30 protein-coding genes and 1 pseudogene are annotated in these 24,360 nt (G+C 59.6%); 14 read left to right on the top strand and 17 right to left on the bottom strand.

Translation table 11 applies throughout. The features are described 5' to 3' along the window. Positions 1 to 4 precede the first annotated feature (4 nt). Together K0P33_RS16625 and K0P33_RS16620 are read right to left on the bottom strand one after the other, a co-directional pair. A complete protein-coding gene (locus tag K0P33_RS16625) occupies positions 5 to 1,288 on the bottom strand; it encodes an arsenic transporter (protein ID WP_094953646.1) in 1,284 nt (427 codons plus the stop codon). A 19-nt stretch (positions 1,289 to 1,307) separates the two neighbouring features. Continuing rightward, on the bottom strand, positions 1,308 to 1,664 hold the full coding sequence (locus tag K0P33_RS16620; RefSeq protein ID WP_094953647.1) for a metalloregulator ArsR/SmtB family transcription factor: 357 nt from the start codon (positions 1,662 to 1,664) through the stop codon (positions 1,308 to 1,310). Positions 1,665 to 1,841: 177 nt separating this feature from the next. Here K0P33_RS16620 and K0P33_RS16615 point away from each other — a divergent pair, with 177 nt between their 5' ends. The 3 genes from K0P33_RS16615 to K0P33_RS16605 all read left to right on the top strand — a co-directional run bounded on the left by K0P33_RS16615 (position 1,842) and on the right by K0P33_RS16605 (position 3,132). Beyond that, a complete protein-coding gene (locus K0P33_RS16615; protein ID WP_017138831.1) occupies positions 1,842 to 2,057 on the top strand; it encodes a hypothetical protein in 216 nt (71 codons plus the stop codon). Positions 2,058 to 2,128: 71 nt separating this feature from the next. Beyond that, positions 2,129 to 2,824 (top strand): AzlC family ABC transporter permease, encoded by a 696-nt coding sequence (locus K0P33_RS16610; RefSeq protein ID WP_094953648.1) that lies wholly within the window; start codon positions 2,129 to 2,131, stop codon positions 2,822 to 2,824. Further along, positions 2,821 to 3,132: an AzlD domain-containing protein gene (locus K0P33_RS16605; RefSeq protein WP_094953649.1), complete on the top strand. Its 312-nt coding sequence runs from the start codon at positions 2,821 to 2,823 to the stop codon at positions 3,130 to 3,132. Before K0P33_RS16610 ends, K0P33_RS16605 begins: the two co-directional genes overlap by 4 nt. 1,157 nt (positions 3,133 to 4,289) lie before the next feature. On the opposite strand, the gene K0P33_RS16600 is transcribed toward K0P33_RS16605, so the two are convergent. Further along, entirely contained in the window at positions 4,290 to 4,547 is a 258-nt protein-coding gene (locus K0P33_RS16600) for a hypothetical protein (protein ID WP_094952224.1), read from the bottom strand. Positions 4,548 to 4,656: 109 nt separating this feature from the next. Here K0P33_RS16600 and K0P33_RS16595 point away from each other — a divergent pair, with 109 nt between their 5' ends. Next, complete coding sequence (locus K0P33_RS16595; protein ID WP_094952223.1) at positions 4,657 to 5,010, top strand: hypothetical protein; 354 nt, start codon at positions 4,657 to 4,659, stop codon at positions 5,008 to 5,010. A 145-nt stretch (positions 5,011 to 5,155) separates the two neighbouring features. On the opposite strand, the gene K0P33_RS16590 is transcribed toward K0P33_RS16595, so the two are convergent. The 7 genes from K0P33_RS16590 to K0P33_RS16560 form a co-directional block, all read right to left on the bottom strand. Next, on the bottom strand, positions 5,156 to 5,860 hold the full coding sequence (locus K0P33_RS16590) for a YoaK family protein (protein WP_094952222.1): 705 nt from the start codon (positions 5,858 to 5,860) through the stop codon (positions 5,156 to 5,158). Between the two features lie 69 nt (positions 5,861 to 5,929). Then, complete coding sequence (locus K0P33_RS16585) at positions 5,930 to 7,564, bottom strand: ATP-binding cassette domain-containing protein (RefSeq protein ID WP_242149614.1); 1,635 nt, start codon at positions 7,562 to 7,564, stop codon at positions 5,930 to 5,932. 124 nt (positions 7,565 to 7,688) lie between these two features. Continuing rightward, on the bottom strand, positions 7,689 to 8,738 hold the full coding sequence (locus K0P33_RS16580; protein ID WP_094952219.1) for a DNA topoisomerase IB: 1,050 nt from the start codon (positions 8,736 to 8,738) through the stop codon (positions 7,689 to 7,691). Between the two features lie 73 nt (positions 8,739 to 8,811). Then, positions 8,812 to 9,891, bottom strand: coding sequence for a molybdenum ABC transporter ATP-binding protein (gene modC, locus K0P33_RS16575; RefSeq protein ID WP_094952218.1), 1,080 nt, complete (start codon positions 9,889 to 9,891; stop codon positions 8,812 to 8,814). Between the two features lie 3 nt (positions 9,892 to 9,894). Continuing rightward, on the bottom strand, positions 9,895 to 10,575 hold the full coding sequence (gene modB, locus K0P33_RS16570; RefSeq protein WP_094952217.1) for a molybdate ABC transporter permease subunit: 681 nt from the start codon (positions 10,573 to 10,575) through the stop codon (positions 9,895 to 9,897). Further along, positions 10,576 to 11,349 carry a molybdate ABC transporter substrate-binding protein gene (modA, locus tag K0P33_RS16565; protein ID WP_094952216.1) on the bottom strand — a complete coding sequence of 258 codons (774 nt, stop codon included), beginning with the start codon at positions 11,347 to 11,349 and terminating at the stop codon, positions 10,576 to 10,578. 118 nt (positions 11,350 to 11,467) lie between these two features. Beyond that, positions 11,468 to 12,526, bottom strand: a complete 1,059-nt coding sequence (locus tag K0P33_RS16560) for a nitronate monooxygenase (RefSeq protein ID WP_094952215.1) — start codon at positions 12,524 to 12,526, stop codon at positions 11,468 to 11,470. Between the two features lie 204 nt (positions 12,527 to 12,730). Between K0P33_RS16560 and K0P33_RS16555 the strand changes: the two are divergent. Both K0P33_RS16555 and K0P33_RS16550 read left to right on the top strand, forming a co-directional pair. After that, positions 12,731 to 12,853 (top strand): annotated as a pseudogene (locus tag K0P33_RS16555) (CGNR zinc finger domain-containing protein); the annotation flags it as partial. A 31-nt stretch (positions 12,854 to 12,884) separates the two neighbouring features. Then, positions 12,885 to 13,346, top strand: a complete 462-nt coding sequence (locus K0P33_RS16550) for a GyrI-like domain-containing protein (protein ID WP_242149612.1) — start codon at positions 12,885 to 12,887, stop codon at positions 13,344 to 13,346. Positions 13,347 to 13,349: 3 nt separating this feature from the next. On the opposite strand, the gene ada is transcribed toward K0P33_RS16550, so the two are convergent. The 4 genes from ada to K0P33_RS16530 form a co-directional block, all read right to left on the bottom strand. Further along, positions 13,350 to 14,393, bottom strand: a complete 1,044-nt coding sequence (ada, locus tag K0P33_RS16545; RefSeq protein ID WP_242149609.1) for a bifunctional DNA-binding transcriptional regulator/O6-methylguanine-DNA methyltransferase Ada — start codon at positions 14,391 to 14,393, stop codon at positions 13,350 to 13,352. 75 nt (positions 14,394 to 14,468) lie between these two features. Then, entirely contained in the window at positions 14,469 to 15,134 is a 666-nt protein-coding gene (alkB, locus tag K0P33_RS16540; protein ID WP_242149606.1) for a DNA oxidative demethylase AlkB, read from the bottom strand. A gap of 3 nt (positions 15,135 to 15,137) precedes the next feature. Further along, a complete protein-coding gene (locus K0P33_RS16535; RefSeq protein ID WP_094952211.1) occupies positions 15,138 to 15,305 on the bottom strand; it encodes a hypothetical protein in 168 nt (55 codons plus the stop codon). Positions 15,306 to 15,326: 21 nt separating this feature from the next. Then, a complete protein-coding gene (locus K0P33_RS16530) occupies positions 15,327 to 15,629 on the bottom strand; it encodes a DUF1883 domain-containing protein (protein WP_034119651.1) in 303 nt (100 codons plus the stop codon). A gap of 211 nt (positions 15,630 to 15,840) precedes the next feature. Between K0P33_RS16530 and K0P33_RS16525 the strand changes: the two genes are divergently transcribed. The 4 genes from K0P33_RS16525 (at position 15,841) to K0P33_RS16510 (ending at position 18,242) form a co-directional block, all read left to right on the top strand. After that, positions 15,841 to 16,191: a hypothetical protein gene (locus tag K0P33_RS16525; RefSeq protein WP_242149603.1), complete on the top strand. Its 351-nt coding sequence runs from the start codon at positions 15,841 to 15,843 to the stop codon at positions 16,189 to 16,191. Positions 16,192 to 16,389: 198 nt separating this feature from the next. Beyond that, positions 16,390 to 17,013, top strand: a complete 624-nt coding sequence (locus K0P33_RS16520) for a c-type cytochrome (RefSeq protein WP_094952226.1) — start codon at positions 16,390 to 16,392, stop codon at positions 17,011 to 17,013. Further along, positions 17,010 to 17,933 (top strand): c-type cytochrome, encoded by a 924-nt coding sequence (locus K0P33_RS16515; protein WP_094952209.1) that lies wholly within the window; start codon positions 17,010 to 17,012, stop codon positions 17,931 to 17,933. Before K0P33_RS16520 ends, K0P33_RS16515 begins: the two co-directional genes overlap by 4 nt. 78 nt (positions 17,934 to 18,011) lie before the next feature. Then, entirely contained in the window at positions 18,012 to 18,242 is a 231-nt protein-coding gene (locus K0P33_RS16510; protein ID WP_094952208.1) for a hypothetical protein, read from the top strand. 9 nt (positions 18,243 to 18,251) lie between these two features. Here the strand turns inward: K0P33_RS16510 and K0P33_RS16505 are convergent, their stop codons facing one another. Beyond that, positions 18,252 to 18,536: a hypothetical protein gene (locus K0P33_RS16505; RefSeq protein ID WP_094952207.1), complete on the bottom strand. Its 285-nt coding sequence runs from the start codon at positions 18,534 to 18,536 to the stop codon at positions 18,252 to 18,254. 144 nt (positions 18,537 to 18,680) lie between these two features. Next, the gene (locus K0P33_RS16500; RefSeq protein WP_094952206.1) at positions 18,681 to 18,866 is read right to left on the bottom strand and encodes a hypothetical protein; all 186 of its coding nucleotides are present in this window, start codon (positions 18,864 to 18,866) and stop codon (positions 18,681 to 18,683) included. Between the two features lie 311 nt (positions 18,867 to 19,177). Between K0P33_RS16500 and galU the strand changes: the two genes are divergently transcribed. Together galU and gorA are read left to right on the top strand one after the other, a co-directional pair. Further along, the gene (gene galU, locus K0P33_RS16495) at positions 19,178 to 20,017 is read left to right on the top strand and encodes a UTP--glucose-1-phosphate uridylyltransferase GalU (RefSeq protein ID WP_003212579.1); all 840 of its coding nucleotides are present in this window, start codon (positions 19,178 to 19,180) and stop codon (positions 20,015 to 20,017) included. A 102-nt stretch (positions 20,018 to 20,119) separates the two neighbouring features. Continuing rightward, a complete protein-coding gene (gorA, locus tag K0P33_RS16490) occupies positions 20,120 to 21,478 on the top strand; it encodes a glutathione-disulfide reductase (RefSeq protein WP_242149600.1) in 1,359 nt (452 codons plus the stop codon). Here the strand turns inward: gorA and K0P33_RS16485 are convergent, their stop codons facing one another. Next, a complete protein-coding gene (locus K0P33_RS16485) occupies positions 21,479 to 22,486 on the bottom strand; it encodes a DNA-binding protein (RefSeq protein WP_242149597.1) in 1,008 nt (335 codons plus the stop codon). Between the two features lie 170 nt (positions 22,487 to 22,656). Here K0P33_RS16485 and K0P33_RS16480 point away from each other — a divergent pair, with 170 nt between their 5' ends. Both K0P33_RS16480 and ahpC read left to right on the top strand, forming a co-directional pair. After that, positions 22,657 to 23,589, top strand: coding sequence for a site-specific integrase (locus K0P33_RS16480; RefSeq protein ID WP_242149594.1), 933 nt, complete (start codon positions 22,657 to 22,659; stop codon positions 23,587 to 23,589). A gap of 133 nt (positions 23,590 to 23,722) precedes the next feature. Further along, positions 23,723 to 24,286, top strand: coding sequence for an alkyl hydroperoxide reductase subunit C (ahpC, locus tag K0P33_RS16475; RefSeq protein WP_010210361.1), 564 nt, complete (start codon positions 23,723 to 23,725; stop codon positions 24,284 to 24,286). Positions 24,287 to 24,360: the final 74 nt, after the last annotated feature.

The following is a 24,360-nucleotide window of genomic DNA, read 5'->3' as shown; positions in this document are numbered from 1 at the left end:
TCCTTTAGAGGCTCAGACGCAAGGCGAGGGCAGCCAGGGTGATCAACAACACCGGCAAGGTCAGCACAATCCCGACTTTGAAGTAGTAACCCCAGGTGATGGTGATGCCTTTGCGCGCCAGGATATGCAGCCACAACAAGGTGGCCAGGCTGCCGATAGGGGTGATTTTCGGGCCCAGGTCGCTGCCGATGACATTGGCGTAGATCATCGCGTCCTTGACCACACCCACGGCATGGCTGGACTCGATGGACAGCGCGCCGATCAGCACGGTCGGCAGGTTGTTCATCGCCGACGACAGCAGCGCCGTCAGCACGCCGGTGCCCATGGCTGCGCCCCACACGCCATAGGTGGCGAAGGTGTCGAGCCAGGTGGCGAGGTAGGTGGTCAGGCCGGCGTTACGCAGGCCGTAAACCACCAGGTACATGCCCAAGGAAAAGATCACGATTTGCCAAGGGGCTTCTTTCAGTACTTTGCGCGTTGAGATCGTGTGGCCCTTGGCGGCGATCACCAGCAGTAATACGGCGCACGCGGCCGAAATAGCACTGATGGGAATGCCCAGCGGTTCCAAGGCGAAACAGCCGACCAGCAAGATACCGAGCACCCACCAACCGGCGCGAAAGGTCGCACGGTCGTGAATGGCGCTGGACGGCTCTTCCAGGTCGGCGGGGTCGTAGGTCTGCGGAATATCGCGGCGGAAAAACCACAGCAACACCGCCAGGGTTGCTGCGACGCTGACGAAGTTGACCGGCACCATCACGGCGGCATATTCGTTGAAGCCGATCTTGAAATAATCTGCCGAGACGATGTTCACCAGGTTTGACACCACTAACGGCAAGCTCGCCGTGTCCGCGATAAACCCGGCGCCCATCACGAAGGCCAGGGTCGCCGCCGGGGAAAAGCGCAACGCCAGCAGCATCGACATCACGATGGGCGTGAGGATCAACGCGGCGCCGTCGTTGGCAAACAGCGCTGAAACCAGCGCCCCGAGCAGCACCATGTACGCAAACAAGCGCCGGCCACGCCCACGGCCCCAGCGCGCCACGTGCAGCGCGGTCCAGGCAAAGAACCCGGCTTCATCGAGCAACAGGCTGATGATAATCAGCGCGACAAAGGTGCCGGTGGCGTTCCAGATGATGTGCCACACCACCGGGATGTCCGCCACGCTGATCACGCCACAGGCCAGGGCCAGGATCGCGCCCAGGGTTGCGCTCCAGCCAACGCCCAAGCCTTTGGGCTGCCAGATGACCAACACGATGGTGAAGATAAAAATCGCAATCGCGACAAGCATGAATAAACGCTCCGATGGCTCAGCAGCAGGTGCTGGCCCGTTGTGGTCTGTCGCCCATTGCATCAAGACGCAGCGCGTCGTTTTGCAACCATGGCTGGTTGGCTTGCAAGGTGGTGTCCAGCACCTGTGTGACCCAGGCGGGCAGTGCCGGATTGATGCGGTAATAGACCCATTGGCCCTGACGGCGGTCCAGCAAAAGCCCGCTACTGCGCAGATGCGCCAGGTGGCGGGAGATTTTCGGTTGACTGTCGTCCAGAGCATGGATCAGTTCGCACACGCAAAGTTCGCCCTCGCGGAGGATCAATAACGTCAACCGCGCGCGGGTAGCATCCGCCAGGTATTTGAACAGGGTGGGTGGGGAGAGGAGGTCCGGCATTTTGAGGTCTTCGTATATATGGCTATCCGAATATATGGATAAACATATATGTAGGTCAAATCCTGATTTCGTTTGACGTGGATCAAATGCCGCTAAATCAACCACAAGTGACTGAAATTAAAATGAAACACGAATGTCCTAAAGTGCCTGCCCATTGCTGATGAAGGAAGAACCCGCGTGACCCGTGCCACTCGCAACCTGCGCAAGACCCTCGATTCCGTCGCGGACAACAACGAAACCGCTGCGTTTGATTTGATGCGCGCCGTCGAAAAACTCGGCGATGAAGTGCTGCGCCAACGCCTGCTCAATACCATCCACCGGCTCAACCAGGATGCTCATGAGCTGCGCGAGGCGCGTGACTCGGTGGAGCAGGTGTCGGTCAAGCTCGCCTGAGCACGATCGTTCAAGACAAGCCCCGCATGACGCTGGCATGCTTGTCGACTGTCTGTCGATGAGCCGTCTCCATGCCTACAGCCTTACCTCATTACGCCTTCGGTCGCGGCGCCATCGCCGTCATCCCCTTGTCCCTGGCCTGTGCGCCCTGGGGGCTGCTCGCCGGTTCCATGGCCATTGATGCGCAATTTACCCCGCTGCAAGCCCAGGGATTGTCCGCCATCGTCTTCGCCGGTGCCGCGCAGTTGGTGGCCATCGGTATGGTTAAGAGTGGCGCCAGCCTGATTTCGATTGTGCTGACCACGTTGCTGCTGACTTCCCAGCATTTGCTCTACGGCATGCATATGCGCCCCACGCTGTCGTCGCTCAATACGCGCTGGCGTATGAGCTTGGGTTTTTTGTTGACCGATGAGTTTTTTGCGCTGGTCAACCACTATGACCGTGAGACTTTCAATCGCTGGTATGCACTGGGTGTTGGCCTGACGTTTTATATCATTTGGAACCTGTTTACCTTGGCGGGCATTGTGCTTGGCAAGAGCATTCCCGGCCTTGATCAGTTGGGGTTGGAGTTTTCGATTGCGGCGACATTTATCGCGTTGATCACGCCGGTGGTGCGGGATGTGCCCACGGTGGTGTGCGTGGCGGTTTCGCTGTTGTGCTCGGTGTGGTTGAGTTACTTGCACTGGGAGTCGGCGGTGGTGGTCTCGGGGGTGCTGGGGATGAGCGCGGGGTTCGCCTGTAAGCGGCTTGGGGTAGGGCAGCGATGATTTACCTGATGATTGTGGGCATGGGGCTGGTGGTGTTTTTTAACCGCTACGTGTTTATTGAGCCGCGGTTGCCGGTGCGGCTTAATCGCGGGGCTCGGGAGTTTCTTGGGTTTGCGGTGCCGGGGATGCTGACGGCGATCTGTGGGCCGATTATTTTTCTCGCGGACCATAAATTGAATTTGAGTCTGGCCAATCCTTATTTGTTAGCGGGTGTTTGTGCGGTGGCGTTGATGTTCTGGACGCGCAGTGTGTTGGTGACTGTGCTGCTGAGTATGGGGTTGTTTTATTTGTTTCGTTGGTGGGTTTGAGGGGGCGGCGGTGTTGGGTTTTGGGTGTATATCCGTTGCTGCGGTAACGGCTTCGTAGGGTTCCGCTCTTACAGCGGGTCACTTTTGGAAAAGAGCCCGGAATGCCGGCCCAGCCAAAAGTAACCAAAAGGGCTCTTGCCCCACCACTCGGCACCTCGCTTAGGCTCGGTGTGCCCTCACTCCGGCTTTGGAGCGGGGGCCGCCGCCATGGGCCATCCTTGGCCCATCGCGGCTAAACCGGCGTCCTGCCGGTTTACCCCCGCTCCAAAGCCTGCGTTCGGCCAGCGTGGTTAACGGGGCGCCTAAGATCAAGATCAAAAGCAAGATCAAAAGCAAGAGCACGGCGGCCTAGTAGCCGACCTGAGTGGTTAGATCAAAAGCAAGCCGAGGCGGCCTGACAGCCGACCTGATCCTGGAAGATGAAACTCAATCAAATGTGGGAGCTGGCTTGCCTGCGATGCAGGCACCTCGGTCCATCAAGTACACCGAGTTGATGCCATCGCAGGCAAGCCAGCTCCCACAGAAAAGCAGAGCACTGCGGTGCTGGCAGCCAAACTCGGTCAAAATTGTGGGAGCGGGCTTGCTCGCGAAGGCGGTGGGTCAGTTACACATGAGCTGACTGACACACCGCCTTCGCGAGCAAGCCCGCCCCCACATTGGGATCTCATTACATCAGCTAGATAGGATGGTGCTCTGCTTCTGCCCTGCTTTTGCTTCTACCACTCAGGTCGGCTACTAGGCCGCCGTGCTCTTGCTTTTGATCTTGATCTTGATCTGAGGCGCCCCGTTAACCACGATGGCCGAACGCAGGCTTGAATCCGTGGGTAACCCGGCAGGACGCCGGGTTAGCCGCGATGGGCCAAGGATGGCCCATGGCGGCGGCCCACGGATTCAAGCCTTCGTTCTGGCATGCCGAGCCTAGGCGAGGCACCGAGTGGTGGGGCAAGAGCGTTTTGCTTACTTTTGCGCTGTTCAAAAGTGAGCCGCCGTAAGGGCGGAACCCATCTCAACCATCCCCCAAATAACGGATATGTACTCAGCAGCCCCCAACCCCCAGGCAAAAAAAAGCCCGCGGGAGGGCGGGCAGAAGGGAGACTTCTTAAAAATGAGCCTGCCAACTATAGCCAGCACAACTACCCTTCACAGTGAAACTAAATTCATTCGGCAGCAGATGACGCCTTCTTCTTGGCTTTGGCCTCAGCCGCCAGGCATTCCAGCGCGAACTGCTCGGTGTAGGTCATCTGGATGGGCGTGCTTTCGCCCTTCACGGTGCGCTCGCCATCGAGGATGTAGCGGATGCGCTTGTCAGTGACGCCGATGCGCTTGGCGATCCACGTGGGCGTCTGGCCGATGCGGCTGATCAGCTTGTCGGCGTAGTCGGTGGAAGGGTTGTAGCGTTCGGCGTTGGGGGTCATCGGTTTTCCAGGTGACAGCGAGGTCGTAAGTAGGCGACAGGGTGACGTAATAGTCCTCGGGTGTCGCCTGCTAATGATAGAGTCGCGGTTTTTCCAAGGAGGCGATGGCATGCGAAAGCTGGTAATTGGCGTATTGGTGGTGGCAGCACTGTCCGGTTGTGCAGGTTCGAAAATGAAAGAAGCGCGCACCGGCACGCCTTACAAAACCCTGGCATCGCAGAAGGCCCCTCTGGTGGTTGCCCAATGCATCCAGTTCGGTTGGCAGGACGAGGCGGTATTTGGCGTTGACGCCGGCGGCTTCAAGGAGCCGATGGAAGCCGGCGGTTACACGGTGTACACCACCGGTGGCGACTATTTCGTCGACGTGCGCAGCGCGGGTGCCGGTTCTACCGTGAATTACTTTGCGGGCCAAGACTCGATGCCGACAAAACGTCGCCTGGCCGCACTCGCAACCTGTCTGTAGGCTGTCGCCTAGGTATTTTTCGGAAATGCCCGGCGGGACAGCCGCCGGACATTCGCTTATTATTCTTTTCGCTCGCTCGACGTGGTAGCTCTTTACCAGTACACGGACGTCGAGGCCGAAACGTCGGGCGGGCCTCTTTTCTTCCTTATCGCGGCATGTAACCCAAGTGCCAGCGCCGGGGAATCTTCAGCGACACTACCCCCAGCAACGCCGCCAATGCGCCACTGACCAGCAGCGCCTTGAGGCCGAGTTGATGTTCCAGCAGCGCGCCAATCACCGCGCCGACAAACATTCCCGCCCACGGAATCAGTTGCACGCGCCAACCATTGCGCCGCTCTCCGAGTATCCAGCGGCCCAGCCCGCGACCAAAGCGTGACAGCGCCCCGGTTACATAGGTCAGGCCCACCGGCAAACCGTTGACCTCTTCCACCGCCGCATTCAGCATGCCCATGGCAATAATCGCCGCGAGCAACGCCGGCAATGTATCGGCAAACGGCCACAAGGCTGCGCCACACAACAAGGCCGCAATGCACAACAGCAAGGGCAGCGCATGCCGCTTGGCGACGCGGCTGACTACCACACCCAACGCGTTGCCGACCACGAACATCGCGATCAGCAACAACAACCGCCCCGTAAGGCCCAGGTCCCCGGCGCCAATCGCTACCGCCAGCCGCGTGGTATTGCCGCTCATGAACGAGACAAAATCGCCACTGGCCATAAAACCGATGGCATCGGTCATGCCGGCCAGTACGGAAAGACTGGCCACCAACATCAAACCGACCCGGCCGCGCCAGCGTTGCCGATGGGCCAGTGCGGCATTGACGTAAGGTTTGCGCGATGCAGGCAGCATTGTGCCGGGCTCCTCGGTGAGATTATTCGGCCACTACCGTAGGGCGCTTTGAGTGTGTGCGCAATGACCTCAGACACACTTCAGCCACCAACCCCGACTTTGCCAGGTTAAAACGTGCGTCGGCCTGATCGCTTGCACGAACGCCTCGTCATGGGACACCACCACCATCGCCCCGGTAAAACCCTGCAACGCCTGTTCAAAGGCCAGCACCGATTCCAGGTCCAAGTGGTTGGTAGGCTCGTCCAGCAATAGCAGTTGTGCCGGGACTTTGCGCCACAAGGCAATTGCCATTGCGGCCTTTAAACGCTCGCCGCCACTCAACTGGCCAGTGGGTTGAGTCACCCGCAACGCATCCAGTTGCAGCAAGGCCAGGCGCGTGCGCAGTTCGCCTTCGGCCAACGGTGTGTCGAGCAGGTTGAGCTGTTCGACGATGCTGCGATCGTTCTCCAATAGCGCCAGGTGTTGATCAATATAAGCGCTGGGCACTTGCACGGCGCATTCCCCGCTGACGGCCTTCCATAGACCGGCAAGCAGCTTGAGCAAGGTGGATTTGCCGCAGCCGTTCGGCCCGTGCACGGCAACGCGCACCGGGCCCGTCAGGTTGAGTGTGAGGTAAGTTGCAGGCGACTGCGGATCCAGCCACGGCAGTTGCGCATGCTCCAAGGCCAGGACGTGTCGACCGTTGGGCACTGCCGAGCCGGGCAAGGCGAGCAGGGTGGGCGTTTCGTCGACGACGCGTTCGTAGGCCTGGCGCACCTGCACATCCAGCTCGTTTTTGTACTCGCGGTGTGCACTGCGCACAGTGCTGACGATTTCGGTGGCGGCATCTTTCCAGCGGGCTTTAGTGAACCGGTCGACGTTGGCGGTTTCGGCATGCTTGCGTGAGCGGGCGGCATTGCGTTGCAAGCTGTCGTGGTCTTTTTGCAGGCGCTTGCGCTCGCGGCTGCGCTCCAGGCGCGCGTGTTCAAGGGCTGCAACGGCAGCGTGCTGCTCGGTGTCGCGTTGCAGGCGGTAGGCCTGGTAATTGCCGCCATACGCGCGCGCCCCGAGGGGCGACAGTTCGAGGATGCGGCCCATGGCGTTGAGCAATTGCCGGTCATGGCTGACCACCACCAGGCCGCCGTGCCAGCCCGCCAGCACATGCAACAGCCAATCACGGCCGTCGCTGTCGAGGTGGTTGGTGGGCTCATCGAGAATCAGCAACTGTGGCTCGGCCAGCACCGCACCGAGCACCGTGACCCTGGCCAATTGGCCGCCGCTGAGCTGCTCGGCCGGTGTGTGCGCATTGAGGTGTGCCAAGCCTGCGGCGCCCAATGCGGTGCGCAGGCGTTCGGCCAGGTCCCAGCGATCGTCGATCAGCGCCAGGTCGTCCACGTGTGCTTCGCCGCGAGCCATGCGTGCAAGTGCAGCCAACACCTCGGCGGTGCCGGTGACATCGGCGATGGTTGCGCCCGGTTGAACCGCCACTGCTTGGGCGACGTATGCGACGCTGGCCGAACGCTTCAGCGTGCCGGACGAGGGCGCAAGCAACCCGGCCAGCATCTTCGCGAGAATGCTTTTGCCACGGCCATTACGCCCGACAATCCCGGTGGGTGTGTGATCAATCGACAGGTTGAGACCTTCCAGCAAGGTTTCGCCATTGGCGAACTGGAAAGACACGTGTTGCAAGGAAACGAGTACGGGCAGCCGGTTGACGTCAGTCATAGGCACCTCCAAAAAAATGTCGAACAGGCCAACAAGCGCGCCAGGCGGCTCGTTGCAGATACATTTTGGAAGGCTTAGTTGTTCACGTCGGCGGTCATCCCGGGCGTCAGAAGGGCTGCAGAGGCTAACTCACCTTGGCGCTCTTCGGCAAGTCGGCGGCCAATTGCTCGAGGAACATCGCCAGTGCGACTTCTTCGGCTTTCAAGCCCTTGCGCACCCGTGGCTTGGGCAGCTTGGACAGTTCGCCCAGGCTGAAATGCTCCAGAACGGCCGGGTGGATATAGCACTTGCGGCACACCGCCGGAGTATTGCCGAGCTGCTTGGCGACGTCTTTGACGGTTGCCACCACGTGCCGCTTGGCATCGGATTCCGGCTGCCATTGCAGCTCGCGCAACACGGCCAAGGCAAGAGCGGTGCCGGCCCAGGTGCGGTAATCCTTGGCGGTGAAATCGGCGCCCGTCAGGCTGTGCAGGTAGGCGTTGACGTCGTGGGAGCTGACGGTATGCCGCTCGCCGTCTTCATCCAGGTACTGAAACAGATTTTGCCCAGGCAGTTCGAGGCAGCGCTTGACCACCGTGGCCAGGCGCCGGTCCTTGACGCTGACCTGATGCTCCACGCCACTCTTGCCGCGAAACTGAAACTGGATTTCGCTGCCCTTGATGTCCACATGGCGGGTGCGCAAGGTGGTCAGCCCGTAGGATTTGTTGTCCCGCGCGTACTGGGTATTGCCGACGCGGATGAGCGTGGCATCCAGCAGCATCACCACAGTGGCCAATACTTTCTCGCGGGTGAAACCGGGTTCGGCGATTTGGGCTTCCAATTTCGCGCGCAGTGTTGGCAAAGCATTCCCGAACGCTTGCAGGCGCGAATACTTGTCGCTGTCACGCACTTCACGCCAGCGCGAGTGGTAACGGTATTGCTTGCGGCCGCGGGCGTCACGCCCCGTGGCTTGCAGATGGCCACGCGGGTCGGCGCAGATCCACACATCGGTGTAGGCGGGCGGCACGGCCAGTGCGTTCAGGCGTTTGATTTCGTCAGCATCGATGATACGCACTCCGTTGGCATCGACATACTGGAACTTGCCGCGCAGCTTCTTGCGGCGGATACCCGGTTGGGTGTCGTCAACGTAATGCAGGTCGCGGGGCAGGTCGGCAAGCAGTGCGGAGTCGGGCATGGTGCAAATTCCTTGGCGGTAATCAGGCCGGTATGTCTGATTGACCGCAGGGTTTTGCGCGGGTGCCAAATAGTTATGCGAGCACGGCTACCGCCTTGATTTGCGCCCACAGCCTCAGACCGGGCTGCAGTTGCAATTGATCACGGGAGAACCGCGTGATGCGCGCCAGCAGCGGCGTGCCGCCAGCATCCAGGCGCACCAGCACATGGGCGTTGTTATCCGCAGAAATCTCCTGGGTCACCGTCACCGGCAGACGGTTAAGGATGCTGCTGGGTTCTTGCCCATACAAGCTGAGGCTGACATCTCGGGCCTGTACCTTGATGCGCAGTGGCTTGCCCACTGCCAACGGCGCGTGCGCCACGCGTACCTGCAATGGGCTGTCGGGCAATTGCAGGGTGAGCAACTGATAGTGCTCATCGTAGGCACTGACCGTGCCATTGATGACCACGCCGGCGTCGTCGCCCAAGGCGATGGGTAAGTCGAGCCGTGCCAGGGTTTCACTGATGGGGCCGCTGGCCAGGGCCTTGCCGTCGCTGAGCAATACAATGTGATCGGCCAGCCGCGCCACTTCATCCTGGGCATGGCTGACGTACAGCACCGGAATATCCAGTTCGTCGTGCAGGCGTTCGAGGTACGGCAAAATTTCGCTTTTGCGTTGGCTGTCCAGGGCTGCCAGCGGTTCATCCATCAACAGCAATTGCGGGCTGGTGAGCAGCGCGCGGGCGATGCCGATGCGTTGGCGCTCGCCGCCGGACAGGTGCTGCGGGTGCCGGTCGAGCAGGTGGCCGATGCCGAGCAGTTCGGTGGCCTGGGCCATGTCCACCCGACGTTGCTGAGGCGCAATACGCTTGAGGCCGAACTCAAGATTGGCCCGCACTGATAGATGTGGAAACAGGCTCGCTTCCTGAAACACATACCCCAAGGCGCGCTTATGCGGCGGCACAAATACGCCGTTGCGGCTGTCTTGCCAGACGTCATCATTGACCTGCACAAAGCCGTCTGCGGCGCGCTCAAGCCCCGCGATACAGCGCAGGCAAGTGGTCTTGCCGGAGCCAGAATGCCCGTACAAGGCGGTCACGCCACGGCCGGGCAAATGCAAGTCCACATTCAGGGCGAAGCCGGAATAGGTGAGGTGCAGGCGTACATCAATCATCGATCAGCTCCAGCCCATTTTGGTTTTACGGTTGGAATAGAGCGCCAGCAATACGAGGAAGGCGAACACCACCATGGAGCCGGCCAACCAATGGGCCTGAGCATATTCCATGGCCTCGACGTGGTCATAGATCTGCACCGACACCACGCGGGTTTTGTCGGGAATATTGCCGCCGATCATCAGCACCACGCCAAACTCACCGACGGTGTGGGCGAAGCCGAGTATCGACGCGGTGATAAAACCCGGGCGGGCCAGGGGCAGGATCACGGTGAAAAACGTGTCCCAGGGATTGGCGCGCAAGGTGGCGGCTACTTCCAGTGGGCGAGTACCGACGGCGGAAAAGGCGTTTTGCAACGGCTGCACCACAAACGGCATGGAATAGATCACCGAGCCAATCACCAGCCCGGTGAAGCTGAAAGTCAGGGTGCCCAGGCCCAGCCATTGGGTGAACTGGCCGAAGTAGCCATTGGGCCCCATGGTCAACAGCAGGTAAAACCCAATGACCGTGGGTGGCAACACCAACGGCAGGGCGACGATGGCACCGATGGGGCCGCGCCACCAGGAGCGGGTGCGCGACAGCCACAGGGCAATCGGAGTGCCGATGATCAGCAGGATCACGGTGGTCAGTGATGCCAGTTTAATGGTCAGCCAGATCGCGGAAAAATCGGCACTCGACAGCGGCATTTAGTTGGCCAACTCGTAACCGTAAGACTTGATCACCGCGGCGGCTTTGGGGCCTTTGAGGTACTCGACCAGCGCTTTGGCCGCGGCGCTGTCTTTGCCTTTGGTGAGAATGACAGCGTCTTGCTTGATCGGGTCGTGCATGGACGCGGGAACGATCCACGCCGAACCGCTGGTGACTTTGCCGTCCTTGTAGATTTGCGACAGGGCGACGAAGCCCAGTTCTGCGTTGCCGGTGGACACGAACTGGAAGGCTTGGGTGATGTTCTGGCCTTCAACGAGCTTGCCCTTGACCTTGTCGGTCAAGCCTTCTTTAGCCAGCACTTGGGTGGCGGCCAGGCCGTAGGGCGCGGCTTTAGGGTTGGCGATGGACAGGTGCTTGAATTCGTTCTTCTTGAGCACCTCACCTTTGGCATCGACATAACCTTCCTTGGCCGACCACAGCGCCAGGGTGCCGACCGCGTAGGTGAAGCGCGAACCTTTGACGGTGTCGCCTTCGGTTTCGAGTTTTTGCGGGGTGGTGTCGTCAGCGCTGAGGAACACTTCGAATGGCGCGCCGTTTTTGATCTGCGTATAGAACTGGCCGGTGGCGCCGTAGGCTGCAACCAGTTTGTGGCCGGTGTCTTTTTCGAAATCGGCAGCAATCGCCTGGATCGGTGCGGTGAAGTTGGCGGCAACGGCAACCTGCACTTCATCGGCTTGGGCCGCGCCAAAGGCAAAGGCCGCAATCAGGGTGGCGATGGCCGTGGGGGCCAGGCGTGAGGCGCGGATCATCATGAAGCAGCTCCTTTGAGGTGTACGGCTTGTTACAGGTAGAAGGCGTTACCGCTATGTATAGGAATATATAGCGGTTAGCCATTGCCGGTACAGTGCAACGTTGCCGCTGGTGTCAGTTCTATTGGAGCTTGGCCCGTGCCTGCTCGGCCAATTCGCGGGTCAGGTCATACGTGGAAATGTCTTTGCCCAGGCGCAATGCCTGGCCTGACCACAGGTTGCTGAAACCCGCTTCATCCTTGGCTTTGAGCGGCATCAAGGCGCCGCCGGAAGTGGGGAAGGCGGGCGCTTGCGGGTTGATCGCGCCGAGTTCGCGCATTACGCGGTTAACGATGCCTCGCGCCGGGCGGCCGGTGAACAGGTTGGTCAGTGCGGTCTCGCTGGCTTGGGCGTGGCGCAGTGCATGGTGATGGGAAGCGCTGACGTTGGCTTCGGGAGTGAAGAGGTACGCGGTACCCACTTGCACGGCCGAAGCGCCCAGGGCGAATGCCGCGACAATGCCGCGCGCATCACCGATACCACCGGCGGCGATCACCGGCACGCTGACCGCGTCGACAATCTGCGGCAGCAGTGCCATCAGGCCGATCTGGGTGTTGAGGTCGTCGCTGAGAAACAACCCGCGATGCCCGCCAGCCTCAAACCCCATTGCAATGATGGCGTCGCAGCCATGCTGTTCCAGCCAGAGGGCTTCTTCCACGGTGGTGGCCGATGACAGTACCTTGGCGCCCGTGGCTTTGACCCGGTCGAGCAAGGCTTTTTCCGGCAGGCCAAAGTGAAAGCTCACCACTTCGGGGCGGAACTCTTCGACCACTTTGCAGGCAGCGTCATTAAAGGGTGCGCGGTTGGACGCGGGCGTTGGCGCGTCAAAATCGGCGCCGAGTTCATGGTAGTAAGGTTCCAGCAAGTCCTTCCAGCGGCGGTCACCGGCTTCATCGGCGGCGGGCGGTTGATGACAGAAGAAATTCACATTGATCGGCCGCGAGCTTGCCTGGCGGATCGTGGCCAAGGCTTCACGCAGTTGCTCGATGGTCAGCGCTGCGGCGGGCATTGAGCCCAGCCCGCCGGCCGCATTGGTGGCGATGACCATGGCGGTGGTCGTTGCCCCGGCCATAGGGGCCTGGATGATGGGCACTTCAATGCCCAGCAGGTCAAGAATTCGAGTGTCTGGCCAGCTGCTCATGGGATGCGTCTCCAGCGTGAGTAAGACTTTGCGCTGTTTTAGCAGGGCGATTGGCACCCGGCCAGTCTGTTTTATTCACTGGACGAAAGTGGGTTTTCGTGCGGCGCCATCAATTGATGGCATGGTGCTGGCTGATGACCCGGTGCTGGGCATGCTCAACACCCTGGCGACTATCGACGGCGTGCCATGGGACTTCTGGCAAGTCTGTGGTTTTATGATCGGACCAAGGCGCACAAACGTCGCAGGTGCAGTATGGCGCTGTGCGGTAACCGGTATAAGGTTGCAAGTGTCCTAAACGCAAAGCTTCGTAAACGGAACGCTAAGTAAGCGTAAATTGACGTTTTAAAAGGAGAGCGCGGTGCAAACAATCAAGGAACAACAGGTAGCGGCCGTTCGTGTGTCCGGGCTGAAAGTTCGCACGCGTAATGCGGATGAAGCCCAGCCTTCGAGCGCGAAGATCGGCCCGATGTGGCAACGGTTTTTCGCTGAAGAGCTTTACCAGAAAATACCCGGCAAGCAGCCGGAGTCACCGATGTACGGGGTTTACAGCGGCTATGAGTCCGATGCGCAAGGGCTGTTTGATGTCACTGCGGGCGTGGCGACCCAGGCACCGGCTGCCGGGTTTGACAGCCTGGTGATTGAGCCGGGGCGTTATTTGGTGTTTGAGGCGCGTGGGCCGATGCCGGCTGCGATCATCACGGCTTGGCAGCACGTCTGGGACTACTTTGAGCAGCCGGGTGTGGAGTCGCGTGCGTTTGTCACCGATTTTGAGGTGTACCCCGCGGACGACGTGGCGCTGATCTATATCGGTATCCGCTAGCCGTTACTGACTTTCGCGCTCCAGCAGCTGGCGCTTGCGCTCCACGCCCCAGCGGTAGCCCGAAAGCTCGCCGTTGCTGCGCACCACGCGGTGGCAGGGAATTGCCACCGCCAAGTGGTTGGCTCCGCAGGCCTGGGCCACCGCTCTAAAGGATGTGGGCGCGCCGATCCGCTGGGCAATTTGCGCGTAGCTGGCAGTGCTGCCCACCGGGATTTCGCGCAGCGCCTGCCACACCCGTTCCTGAAAGGCGGTGCCGCGCAAATCCAGGGGTAAATCCAGGCCCAAGGCAGGCGCTTCGACAAAGCCCACTACCTGCGCAATCAATTGTTCGAAGTCCCGGTCCGCACCGACCAACTCGGCCTTGGGAAACTGGTCCTGCAGGTCGCGCACCAGTTGGTCCGGGTCATCCCCCAGCAAAATCGCACAGACACCGCGTTGACTCTGCGCCACCAGAATCGCCCCCAATGAGCATTGGCCCACGGCAAAGCGAATTTCACTGTTGGTGCCGCCGGCCTTGTAATCGCTGGGCTTCATGCCGAGTAGCTGGTCAGCCGCCTCATAAAAGCGGCTGTTGGAGTTGAAGCCTGCGTCATACAGCGCGTCGGTAACCGAGTGCTGCCCCTTGAGGCCATCGCGTACTTTGCGCGAGCGCAGGGCATTGGCGTAACCCTTGGGCGTCAGGCCAGTGATGGCTTTGAATACGCGGTGGAAATGGAACGCGCTTAACCCGGCCGGGCGTGCGAGAGCGTCCAGGCTGGGCGGCGTTTCGGCCTGTTCGATGCGGCGGCACGCATCGGCAACCAGCTGCCCATGGTGCGCGGCTAATTGAGTCTGGTCACCCGCGGCGCGTTTGCTGGGGCGATAACCTGCGGCTTCGGCTTGCAGCGGCGTGTCGAAGAATTCGATGTTTTCCGGCCGTGGCAAGCGCGAGGCGCTGCTGGGGCGGCAGTACACGCCGGTGGTTTTAACCCCGTACACAAACAGTGCGTCTGCCTTGGCGTCGCGGGTGACGATGGCGGCCCAGCGCGGGTCTTGTTCGTTGGTCATGGTCTGCACTCTTGGCGGCTCACGGGCAGATTAGCCGTGCTGGCCACGCTCGGCACTCACAAGCTTGCGGTCAAATTAACCGGCGGTGCGAAAGGTCAGGTTGATGCGTTGCGGGCCCATGACCGGATGCACGCCGTCCTTGATTGGCATCACCCCATGAAAGCGCAAGCGATCGACGCCGCCCCAGACCACCACATCGCCATGAAACAGCGAGACCTTTTGCGTGCGGTTGCCGCGTTCATGCCCGCCAAACAGGAAAATCGCCGGCAGGCCCAGTGACACGGAGACCACGGGCGCGTTGTAGCGCCGTTCGTTCTTGTCTTGGTGCAGGGACATCTTGGCGCCGGGCACATAGCGGTTGATCAGGCAGGCATCCGGAGTGAAGTCGCTGAAGCCGGCTTCTGCGGCCGCCTGCACAGCCAGTTCGCGCAACGTGTGAGGCATGGCAGGCCACGGTTGCTGGCTGCGCGGGTCAAGCGGGCTGTAACGATAGCCGCTGCTGTCGGTGGTCCAACCCAGCTCGCCGCAACTGCTCAGCGCCGCCGACATGGTAAAGCCGCCGGGTGTGACCATTTGCCGAAACGGTGATTGGGCCAATATGCGCCGTAGTTCAGGTAACAGACGCTCGACCCGGGGCAGGGCATAGCCCCTTAACACGTAAGACTCTTCGCCAATCTGTTCACGCCCTGCGGGTTGTTGCAGGGCGTCGTCGGCAAACAGGTCCGCAGTCGGGCCGGGCATGGCTTACAGCGCCTTGCTCACGGTGATGTCGGTGATTTCGTCGGTTGCATCGTGGATTTTCGCCAGGGCTTGCTTGGCTTCGTCGACGTCGTTGGTTTGCAACTGGGCGAACTCAAAGCGGCGTTCGCCGTTGAGCTTGTACTTGATGACGTATTTGGTCGTAGGGGTCACAGCGGTTTTCCTGTTCAGGGTTCAGCTCAGCTTGGTGCTGGTGCGACGAACGATGCGAATCTTGTGGGACAGCGCCGGTTTGCGCGTAACGCTGATCGCGCGGCGCGTCACCACGTCCAGGGTAATGTTCCAGAAACCGGTGCTGGGTGCGGTGATTTTCGCCGGGAACTGGTCGAACGCGCCGCCGTGGTAGGTGTGGCGGCCACCGTTCTTGAAGCTGCGAAAGTTGGCATCGCTCATCAGGCGAATGTTGCAGGTCTGCGAGCATTCGATGACAACGATGTCGCCCTCGTTGAGGTGCTCGCGCTGGTGGATGAATTTCATGGGTGTCTCCAGAAGGGCTTTTTCTGAAAAATCAGAATGATACGTAGGTTAAGATAGAGTTTATCAGCCCCAGCGTGTTTATTATCGGGTCGTCGTCGACGACTTCGACAATTTAAAACAGTTATTTACCGAGTTTTCAGAGATAAATCCTACATTAGCGGGAGAAAATTACTCTCAGCGCTGTCGTAGGGTCTTTATCGGAGGTTTTAGTATGAAGTGGAGTGTGTTGGTTCTGGCCTTGGCGTTGGGTGGATGTGCTTCGGTTGCAGATATCAAGCAGACCCCGCCAACATTGGTGGTCATTTCAGGGAAGAAGCCGCAGGAATATGCCGCGTGTGTGGTTCGCAAGTTGGCTGAAACCCGGCGTCCACCGCAGATCGAGCCGCATAAGGACGGTGTACAGGTGATTGTGCCGCAGAAATTCTCGGCTGACCCTTCGGCGATCTTCGAGATTGAAGAGCGCTCCAGCGGCAGCAGCATCAAGCTCTATGAAAGCATGTCCAATGTACCGATTCGCCCGGGCGACGTGAAGAAAGCCGCGGAGGAATGTATTTCCGGCTGAGCCCTAAGGTTCAACCCGCACACTTAATCCGATAAAAAAGCCTGGCCCTGCTGTTGCGGGGCCAGGCTTTTTTTTGCGCTGCTTTTGGGTGTTGTCTCGACAGGATCATTACCCTACCATTTGTAAGCTTATGCGATTGAAGCCTAAGCATATAACTATAAAAATGGAGCCGTGACGATGTCTCTGGAACGAGTGTTGATGGGGAGCGCGCTGTTATTGCTGCTAGGCAATGCCCACGCGCTGGACGGGAAAAAGATTTTTACCGAAGGTGGTTCGCAGCCTGGGGCGATGCCGTGTGTAGCCTGCCATGGCGCCGATGGGCTGGGGCTTGCAGCGGCTGGGTTCCCGCGCTTGGCGGGTTTGTCGGCGGAGTATGTGCGTAAACAGCTGGCGGACTTCAGCAGCGGGGCACGCAGCAATCCGGTGATGCAGCCGCTGGCCAAGGCCTTGACCGAAGCCGAGGTCGTTGCAGTCAGCCAAGCCGTGGCGGCGGTGCCTCACCCGGCGCCTGCCACGCTGCACCGCAGTGAAATGCCCACCAGCGCGGCGCAGAAACTCGCGCTGCAAGGCGCCTGGGAGCGGCAGATTCCCGCCTGCGTCAGTTGCCATGGTCCCGCCGGTGTCGGCGTGGGCGCGGCGTTTCCGCCTCTGGCCGGCCAGCCTGCCGCTTACCTGGCGGCACAGTTGGCCGCGTGGCGTAACGGCACTCGTCACAATGATCCTAATGACCTGATGGGGCACATTGCCAAGTCTCTGACCCCTGAGGAAGTGCAGGGCGTCGCCCAGTACTTTGCGTCGCTGAGCCCGGAGGCCAAGCCATGAAGTCGCGCATGCTTGTCCCCGCGCTGGGGCTGATGATTGCACTGCCATCCGCTGCTGCCACGATTGCCATGGAAGACCAGTCACAGCTGCAGCCAGCGCCTGCGCACCTGGTAGCCAATCAATTCCAGCCGCCGCAGGAAAGTGAATTGCCTGACAATGCCTACGGCAAGTTGGTCAAGCAGGGTTACGCACTGTTCGTCGACACTAAGCGCCTGGCGCCACAATTTGTTGGCAATGGGCTCAACTGCAGCAACTGCCACCTGGACCAGGGCCGCCTCGCCAACTCGGCGCCGCTGTGGGGCGCGTACCCAATGTACCCGGCCTATCGAAAGAAGAACGACAAGGTCAACACCTTTGCCGAGCGTTTGCAGGGTTGCTTCCAGTTCAGCATGAACGGCGGTACGCCGCCTGCGGCTGACAGCCCCGAAATTACGGCACTCTCGGTGTACGCCTATTGGTTGGCGAGCAAGGCGCCGCTGGGCGTGGAGCTGGCGGGGCGTGGCTATCCTGATGTGGCGCAACCGGCCAAAGGCTACAACCTGGCCCAAGGCGCTGAGGTCTATAAAGGCCAATGCGCGGTGTGCCATGGTGCCGAAGGGCTGGGGCAAAAGGCCGGTGATAGTTTCGTCATGCCGCCGCTCTGGGGTAAAGACTCCTACAACTGGGGCGCCGGCATGCACCGCATCAATACCGCGGCGTCTTTCATCAAGCACAACATGCCGCTGGGTAAGGGCGGCAGCTTGAGCGACCAGCAGGCCTGGGACGTCGCCGCTTACGTCAACAGCCATGAGCGGCCGCAGGATCCACGCTTGGTGGACGGCTCAGTGGAGAAAACCCGAATCAAGTTTCACGCCAATGATGGCGTCAATCTCTACGGGCAAACCGTTGATGGCGTGTTGATCGGCCAAGGCATCCGTTAAACTGTCGGGTATTCAATGCAAAAAATGCCGCGCAAGCCTTGAGTTTGCGCGGCATTTGTCTTTATTCGGAAACCCGCCATGAAACGTGAACACGTTAAAACCCGCAATGCCGAGGGTCAGATATCGGCCACCCATGTCATCCAGAACCCCGCCGACCTGGGTGAATGGATCGTCTTTTTCAAGAAAAGCGGCGGGCGCAGTTACTTCCTGGTGGATGAGCAGGATGAAGTCGAGTCGTTCCCGCGCCTGGATGACCTGATCGAGCTGTTACGCGAGCTGGGCATCAAGTTCGCCGAAATTCACCTGTAGCCATACGGCTTACTTGCAGACCACAACGACGCTGCGGCTTTTGAAGTTGCCGACGTCTTTGCCCAGGGTCTTGTCGCTTTCTTTGAGTGACGGCGTGCCGTCGGTACCGACGATACGATAACCGGTGCCCGCGCAGGACGCGTCGGCTTTTTCGTAGCAACTGGCCCACGAATTGGCCTCGCCCGAGCAGTCGATGGTCAGGCCTTGTTCGCCATTTTTAAGGTAAGTGTCGGATGTAGTGGTGCAGCCGGTCATCAGCGCAAGGGCCGCAGTCAATGCCAGAATTTTGTTCATGTGTTGGTTCGTCGTCGAGGGTGTTGGAGGGGCGCTGACACTGTCGTGGGGCGTTCGCAGCAGATTATAGCGAACTGCCATGTAGGTACAGACAAACACAAAAAAGCCCCGCTTAACGGGGCTTTTGGCGCGGGGCATAGAGGCTTACTTGCCCTTCGGTCGCTTGCTCGATGCGTGACCGGCTTCATCCACAAACACTTCGGCGACTGCAGTAGCCATGGCTTCGGTCGGGAATACCCCAGCGACGCTGTCACCGTGGAAGTTGATCAAGTGCCAGCCGTCTGCGCGCTGCGTGATCAGGTAGCCGTTTACACCTTTTGGTTCTGACATCTATTAACAATCTCGTGGTCTGGTTCAAGGGCGCAATGATAGCGCACAAATGCACTGCGCCCGCCGAAGTTATTCCACATCAGTGCCCTCAGCTTGAAAGCATGCTAAAAGGGATGTAGCCCTCAGAAACATTGGCTTGTAGGTTGTTTGCCGGTCGAGGGTGAAGGTACTTGTCGGAAGATAAGTGGAACTTACGCCGACATTTTTTCTCTATGTTGACATCGCAACGCCAGCAGGACCCATTGTAAGGTGACTGCGGCCTGATTAGACTGCGCCGAATTCCGTACGCACAGCCCTTTGTAAGGACTCATATGATCAAGAAATGCTTGTTCCCAGCAGCCGGTTACGGCACTCGCTTCTTACCAGCGACCAAAGCCATGCCCAAAGAGATGCTGCCGGTGGTGAACAAGCCACTGATTCAGTACGGCGTCGAAGAGGCACTGGATGCTGGCCTGAACGAAATCTCCATCGTCACCGGCCGTGGTAAGCGCGCGCTGGAAGACCATTTCGATATCAGCTACGAGCTGGAAAACCAGATCAAGGGCACCGACAAGGAAAAGTACCTGGTCGGTATCCGTAAATTGCTCGACGAGTGCTCGTTCTCCTACACCCGTCAAACCCAGATGAAAGGCCTTGGCCACGCGATCCTGACCGGCCGTCCGCTGATCGGTGACGAACCGTTCGCCGTGGTCCTGGCGGACGACCTGTGCGTCAACCTGGAAGGCGACGGCGTGCTGACCCAGATGGTCAAGCTGTACCAGAAGTACCGTTGCACCATCGTTGCGGTTCAAGAGGTTGATCCTCAAGAGACCAACAAGTATGGCGTGATTGCCGGTGACGACATTGGTGATGGCCTGATCCGCGTACGCGACATGGTCGAAAAACCAGCGCCGGAAGATGCTCCGTCGAACCTGGCGATCATCGGCCGTTACATTCTGACCCCGGACATCTTCAAGCTGATCGAAGAAACCGAGCCAGGCAAGGGTGGCGAGATCCAGATCACTGACGCCCTGTTGAAGCAGGCAAAAGACGGTTGTGTGATCGCGTACAAGTTCAAGGGTCGTCGTTTCGACTGCGGTGGCGCTGAAGGCTACATCGAGGCAACCAACTTCTGCTACGAGCACTTCTACAAGACTGGCAAGGCTTACTGATTCACGCCTGCCCGACTGTTCTAAAAAAGCCACCTTAGGTGGCTTTTTCGTTTTTCAGCCCCATGTAAGTCGGTATGCTGGTGTCCTGCCAAGGAGAGTGAAATGGCCTACGATTTTGATCTGTATGTAATTGGCGCCGGTTCCGGCGGTGTTCGCGCGGCGCGTTTTGCCGCTGGCTTTGGTGCCAAGGTGGCCGTGGCGGAAAGCCGCTACCTGGGCGGTACCTGCGTTAACGTCGGCTGCGTACCGAAAAAACTCCTGGTGTACGGCGCGCATTTCGCCGAAGACTTCGAGCAGGCCAGCGGTTTCGGCTGGTCGCTGGGTGAGGCGAACTTTGATTGGGCGACGCTGATCGCCAACAAAGACCGCGAAATCAATCGTCTCAATGGTATCTACCGCAACCTGCTGGTCAACAGTGGCGTCACCCTGCATGAAGGTCACGCGCGCTTAGTGGACCCGCATCAGGTGGAAATCAATGGTGAGCGCTTTACCGCCAAGCACATCCTGATCGCCACGGGCGGCTGGCCGCAAATCCCGCAGATTCCGGGGCGCGAACACGCCATTGGCTCCAACGAGGCATTCTTCCTTAAGGCGCTGCCTAAGCGTGTATTGGTGGTGGGTGGCGGTTACATCGCCGTTGAGTTTGCCGGCATTTTCCATGGCTTGGGCGCGCAGACTTCGCTGCTGTATCGCGGCGACCTGTTCCTGCGCGGTTTTGACGGTGCAGTGCGCACCCACCTGAAAGAAGAGCTGACCAAGCGCGGCCTGGACCTGCAATTTAACGCTGATATCGAGCGCATCGACAAGCAAGCCGATGGCAGCCTCAAGGCCACGCTGAAAGACGGTCGTGTGCTGGAGGCCGATTGTGTGTTTTATGCCACCGGCCGCCGCCCGATGTTGGACAATCTGGGCCTGGAGAATACTGGCGTCAAATTGGACGAGCGCGGCTTCGTTGAGGTGGATGACCTGTACCAGACCGCCGAGTCGTCGATACTGGCGATCGGTGATGTGATTGGTCGTGTGCAATTGACGCCGGTTGCCCTGGCTGAAGGCATGGCGGTGGCACGTCGCTTGTTCAAGCCTGAGCAGTATCGCCCAGTGGACTACGCGATGATTCCGACGGCGGTGTTCAGCCTGCCGAACATCGGCACTGTCGGCCTGAGTGAAGAAGAGGCGAAGAAGAACGGCCACAAGGTGCAGATCTTCGAAAGCCGCTTCCGACCCATGAAGCTGACGCTGACGGATTGCCAGGAAAAGACCTTGATGAAACTGGTGGTCGACGCCGACACCGACAAGGTGCTGGGTTGCCACATGGTGGGGCCGGACGCCGGCGAAATCGTGCAGGGCTTGGCGATCGCGCTCAAGGCGGGCGCGACCAAGCAGCATTTCGATGAAACCATCGGCGTGCATCCTACGGCGGCGGAAGAATTTGTCACCATGCGCACGCCTGTGGCCGACTGATCAGGTTGGCGATGTTGCCTCTGGCGCCGCTGCAACGGCGGCCGCCAGGCGCAACGCCTCGATACTGGCCTGGGCCTTGATAAGGTCCAGTTCCAGGCTTTTGTTGGTCTGCTGCTGTTCGCTCAGCACGTCCTGGCGTGACTGGCTTTCCAGCACGGCCACCCGCAGGCGCTCCTGAAGCAGGGTGCGTTCGCTTTCAATCAGGCTGACCTGTTCACTGAGCTTTTGCTGCAAGGCCTGGTCTTTGCGGGTTTGCTCCTGCAGCGCGGCCAATTCCTTCGCGGTTACGCGGTGCTCGATTAACAGCCGCTCATTGTCGCGGTGCAACTGTGTGATCTCGTCCTGACGCACCATTGCGCTTTGCTGGGCCTGGCGCAGTTCCGCCTGCACCTGTTGCAGCTGGCCTTCGTGGCGGCGCTGTTCTTGCTCGCGCTGTTCCTTGATTGCATTGCGGTAATGCTCGAGGGCGTCGCGGGCGTGCAGGTGCTTTTCTTCCAGCGAGCGAATCTGCTCGTCCTTGTCGTTGATGCGTAGCTCGTAATCGCTGCACGCCTGACTGAGCCCGGCGTTGCGGGTTTGCTCGGTCTGAAGGCTAGTGCTGGTGGTTTGCAGGGCGGCGCTTTCTTCTGCCAGGGCGGCGCCCTGGATATCAAATTGCTGCTTGAGCTCGGCGTGCGCCTGCTCAAGCGTCTGCACCTGGGCGAGCAGGGCAGCTTTGTGCTGTTCGAATTGCGCCAGGGCCAGGTCGATCGGCTCCTGGGCCTTCTCTTTTAGGCGCTGGGCCAGCCGTGCGACCAGCTCACCCAGCTCGTCATCAATAGGCGCTTCGGTGATGGTCACCCGGGTTTCGCTGTCGTCCAGTTCCTTCAAATAGCGATGAATCGTGGTTTTTGAGCCGGTATTACCCATCTCGATGCGTACCGCGTCGATGCTGGGGTTTTCGCCGCGGGCAAGGATCGCCAGGCGTGCCGTTTGAACTACTGCTTTGTTTATGCCGCCGCGAGCCATGGGGTCTCCGTCGATTTAGTACTGTGGTATGTAGTATGCATATACGTACTGTATCACGAATAAAAAACCGTTTAAATTCATGATTTAACAGATGGGATATTGGCGTATTATCCCGTGTCATAGCCGTTTTAAGCGCAAACTCACCCTGTCGCAGTACGAATAGGCCTTTCATGAGCGATCTGGACCGGTACCTCAACGCCGCCACCCGCGATAACACCCGCCGCAGCTACCGCGCGGCCATCGAGCACTTCGAAGTGAATTGGGGCGGCTTCCTGCCAGCGACCAGCGACAGCGTGGCGCGCTACTTGGTGGCGCATGCCGGCGTGCTGGCGGTCAACACCTTGAAGCTGCGGCTTTCGGCGTTGGCGCAGTGGCACACCAGCCAGGGGTTTCCCGACCCGACCAAGGCGCCGGTGGTGCGCAAGGTGCTCAAGGGCATTCGTGCCGTACACCCGGCACAGGAGAAACAGGCCGAGCCGCTGCAACTTAAACACCTTGAGCAGGTGGTGGCTTCGCTGCAGGCAGAAGCGCTGCAGGCGAGCAACGATCAGGACTCACCCCGATTGCTGCGCGCCAAGCGCGACACCGCTCTGATCCTGCTTGGCTTCTGGCGGGGCTTTCGCAGTGATGAGTTGTGCCGCCTGAACATCGAGCACGTGCAGGCGGTGCCAGGAGCGGGAATCAGCCTGTACCTGCCGCGCAGCAAAAGTGACCGCGACAACCTCGGCAAGACCTACCAGACCCCGGCGTTGCTGCGCCTGTGCCCGGTGCAGGCGTACAGCGAATGGCTCAGCGCCTCGGCCCTCGTGCGCGGCCCTGTGTTTCGCGGGATTGATCGCTGGGGCAACCTGGGCGAGGAGGGGCTGCACCCCAACAGTGTGATCCCGCTGCTGCGCCAAGCGCTGGAGCGCGCGGGCATCCCAGCCGACCTATACACCAGCCACTCGCTGCGCCGAGGCTTTGCCACCTGGGCGCATCGCAGTGGCTGGGACATCAAGTCGCTGATGAGTTACGTCGGTTGGAGCGACATGAAATCCGCCATGCGCTATGTTGAAGCGACGCCCTTTCTGGGCATGACCCTGGCGACCCAACCGCTGATTTGAGATTTCTTCTATTAATACAGTTACCTGATAGGGAAAACCAATCGTCAGCATGAGGTTTGCCAATGAGTCATCGGCCGAAAGAGTGGGTAGCATTCATCTCATCAACTTCTTAACCCCTGACGGAGAGTCAACGATGCCTATCATCAACAGCCAAGTAAAACCGTTCAAAGCTACCGCATACAAAAACGGCAACTTCGTAGACGTGTCGGACGCTGACCTGAAAGGCAAATGGTCCGTAGTATTCTTTTACCCAGCCGACTTCACCTTCGTTTGCCCAACCGAGCTGGAAGACCTGGCTGACAACTACGCCGAATTCCAGAAACTGGGCGTCGAGATCTACAGCGTTTCCACCGACACCCACTTTGCCCACGCTGCCTGGCACAACACTTCGCCAGCCATCGGCAAAATCCAGTACACCATGATCGGTGACCCGACCCTCACCATCTCGCGCAACTTCGACGTACTGATCGAAGAAGCTGGCCTGGCAGACCGCGGTACTTTCGTGATCAACCCAGAAGGTCAGATCAAGATCGTTGAACTGAACGATGGCGGTGTTGGCCGTGACGCTTCCGAGCTGCTGCGCAAAATCAAGGCCGCTCAGTACGTCGCTGCCCACCCAGGCGAAGTGTGCCCAGCCAAGTGGAAAGAAGGCGAGGCTACTCTGGCTCCGTCCCTGGACCTGGTCGGCAAGATCTAAGTCTGTGAAATATCCAGGGCGGAACTCCGCACCTCAGTAAGCTGCATCCGCCCTCAAAACGCCCGGGCGAGATT

Source organism: Pseudomonas sp. ArH3a (assembly GCF_022648765.1).
Lineage (GTDB): Bacteria > Pseudomonadota > Gammaproteobacteria > Pseudomonadales > Pseudomonadaceae > Aquipseudomonas.
This window is presented reverse-complemented; position numbering and strand designations above follow the sequence as displayed.

Excerpts from the sequence above, each read along its gene's own strand:
- K0P33_RS16620 (WP_094953647.1), bottom strand. The coding sequence starts at position 1,664 with ATGCCGGACCTCCTCTCCCCACCCACCCTGTTCAAATACCTGGCGGAT.
- K0P33_RS16500 (WP_094952206.1), bottom strand. The coding sequence starts at position 18,866 with ATGTCAGAACCAAAAGGTGTAAACGGCTACCTGATCACGCAGCGCGCA.
- K0P33_RS16600 (WP_094952224.1), bottom strand. The coding sequence starts at position 4,547 with ATGACCCCCAACGCCGAACGCTACAACCCTTCCACCGACTACGCCGAC.
- alkB (WP_242149606.1), bottom strand. The coding sequence starts at position 15,134 with ATGCCCGGCCCGACTGCGGACCTGTTTGCCGACGACGCCCTGCAACAA.
- K0P33_RS16610 (WP_094953648.1), top strand. The coding sequence starts at position 2,129 with ATGCCTACAGCCTTACCTCATTACGCCTTCGGTCGCGGCGCCATCGCC.
- K0P33_RS16560 (WP_094952215.1), bottom strand. The coding sequence starts at position 12,526 with ATGAGCAGCTGGCCAGACACTCGAATTCTTGACCTGCTGGGCATTGAA.
- modB (WP_094952217.1), bottom strand. The coding sequence starts at position 10,575 with ATGCCGCTGTCGAGTGCCGATTTTTCCGCGATCTGGCTGACCATTAAA.
- K0P33_RS16485 (WP_242149597.1), bottom strand. The coding sequence starts at position 22,486 with ATGGCTCGCGGCGGCATAAACAAAGCAGTAGTTCAAACGGCACGCCTG.
- K0P33_RS16530 (WP_034119651.1), bottom strand. The coding sequence starts at position 15,629 with ATGAAATTCATCCACCAGCGCGAGCACCTCAACGAGGGCGACATCGTT.
- modA (WP_094952216.1), bottom strand. The coding sequence starts at position 11,349 with ATGATGATCCGCGCCTCACGCCTGGCCCCCACGGCCATCGCCACCCTG.
- K0P33_RS16480 (WP_242149594.1), top strand. The coding sequence starts at position 22,657 with ATGAGCGATCTGGACCGGTACCTCAACGCCGCCACCCGCGATAACACC.
- K0P33_RS16515 (WP_094952209.1), top strand. The coding sequence starts at position 17,010 with ATGAAGTCGCGCATGCTTGTCCCCGCGCTGGGGCTGATGATTGCACTG.
- K0P33_RS16520 (WP_094952226.1), top strand. The coding sequence starts at position 16,390 with ATGGGGAGCGCGCTGTTATTGCTGCTAGGCAATGCCCACGCGCTGGAC.
- K0P33_RS16590 (WP_094952222.1), bottom strand. The coding sequence starts at position 5,860 with ATGCTGCCTGCATCGCGCAAACCTTACGTCAATGCCGCACTGGCCCAT.
- modC (WP_094952218.1), bottom strand. The coding sequence starts at position 9,891 with ATGATTGATGTACGCCTGCACCTCACCTATTCCGGCTTCGCCCTGAAT.
- K0P33_RS16625 (WP_094953646.1), bottom strand. The coding sequence starts at position 1,288 with ATGCTTGTCGCGATTGCGATTTTTATCTTCACCATCGTGTTGGTCATC.
- K0P33_RS16605 (WP_094953649.1), top strand. The coding sequence starts at position 2,821 with ATGATTTACCTGATGATTGTGGGCATGGGGCTGGTGGTGTTTTTTAAC.
- K0P33_RS16525 (WP_242149603.1), top strand. The coding sequence starts at position 15,841 with ATGAAGTGGAGTGTGTTGGTTCTGGCCTTGGCGTTGGGTGGATGTGCT.
- ahpC (WP_010210361.1), top strand. The coding sequence starts at position 23,723 with ATGCCTATCATCAACAGCCAAGTAAAACCGTTCAAAGCTACCGCATAC.
- K0P33_RS16510 (WP_094952208.1), top strand. The coding sequence starts at position 18,012 with ATGAAACGTGAACACGTTAAAACCCGCAATGCCGAGGGTCAGATATCG.
- ada (WP_242149609.1), bottom strand. The coding sequence starts at position 14,393 with ATGACCAACGAACAAGACCCGCGCTGGGCCGCCATCGTCACCCGCGAC.
- K0P33_RS16505 (WP_094952207.1), bottom strand. The coding sequence starts at position 18,536 with ATGAACAAAATTCTGGCATTGACTGCGGCCCTTGCGCTGATGACCGGC.
- K0P33_RS16595 (WP_094952223.1), top strand. The coding sequence starts at position 4,657 with ATGCGAAAGCTGGTAATTGGCGTATTGGTGGTGGCAGCACTGTCCGGT.
- K0P33_RS16580 (WP_094952219.1), bottom strand. The coding sequence starts at position 8,738 with ATGCCCGACTCCGCACTGCTTGCCGACCTGCCCCGCGACCTGCATTAC.
- K0P33_RS16585 (WP_242149614.1), bottom strand. The coding sequence starts at position 7,564 with ATGACTGACGTCAACCGGCTGCCCGTACTCGTTTCCTTGCAACACGTG.
- galU (WP_003212579.1), top strand. The coding sequence starts at position 19,178 with ATGATCAAGAAATGCTTGTTCCCAGCAGCCGGTTACGGCACTCGCTTC.
- gorA (WP_242149600.1), top strand. The coding sequence starts at position 20,120 with ATGGCCTACGATTTTGATCTGTATGTAATTGGCGCCGGTTCCGGCGGT.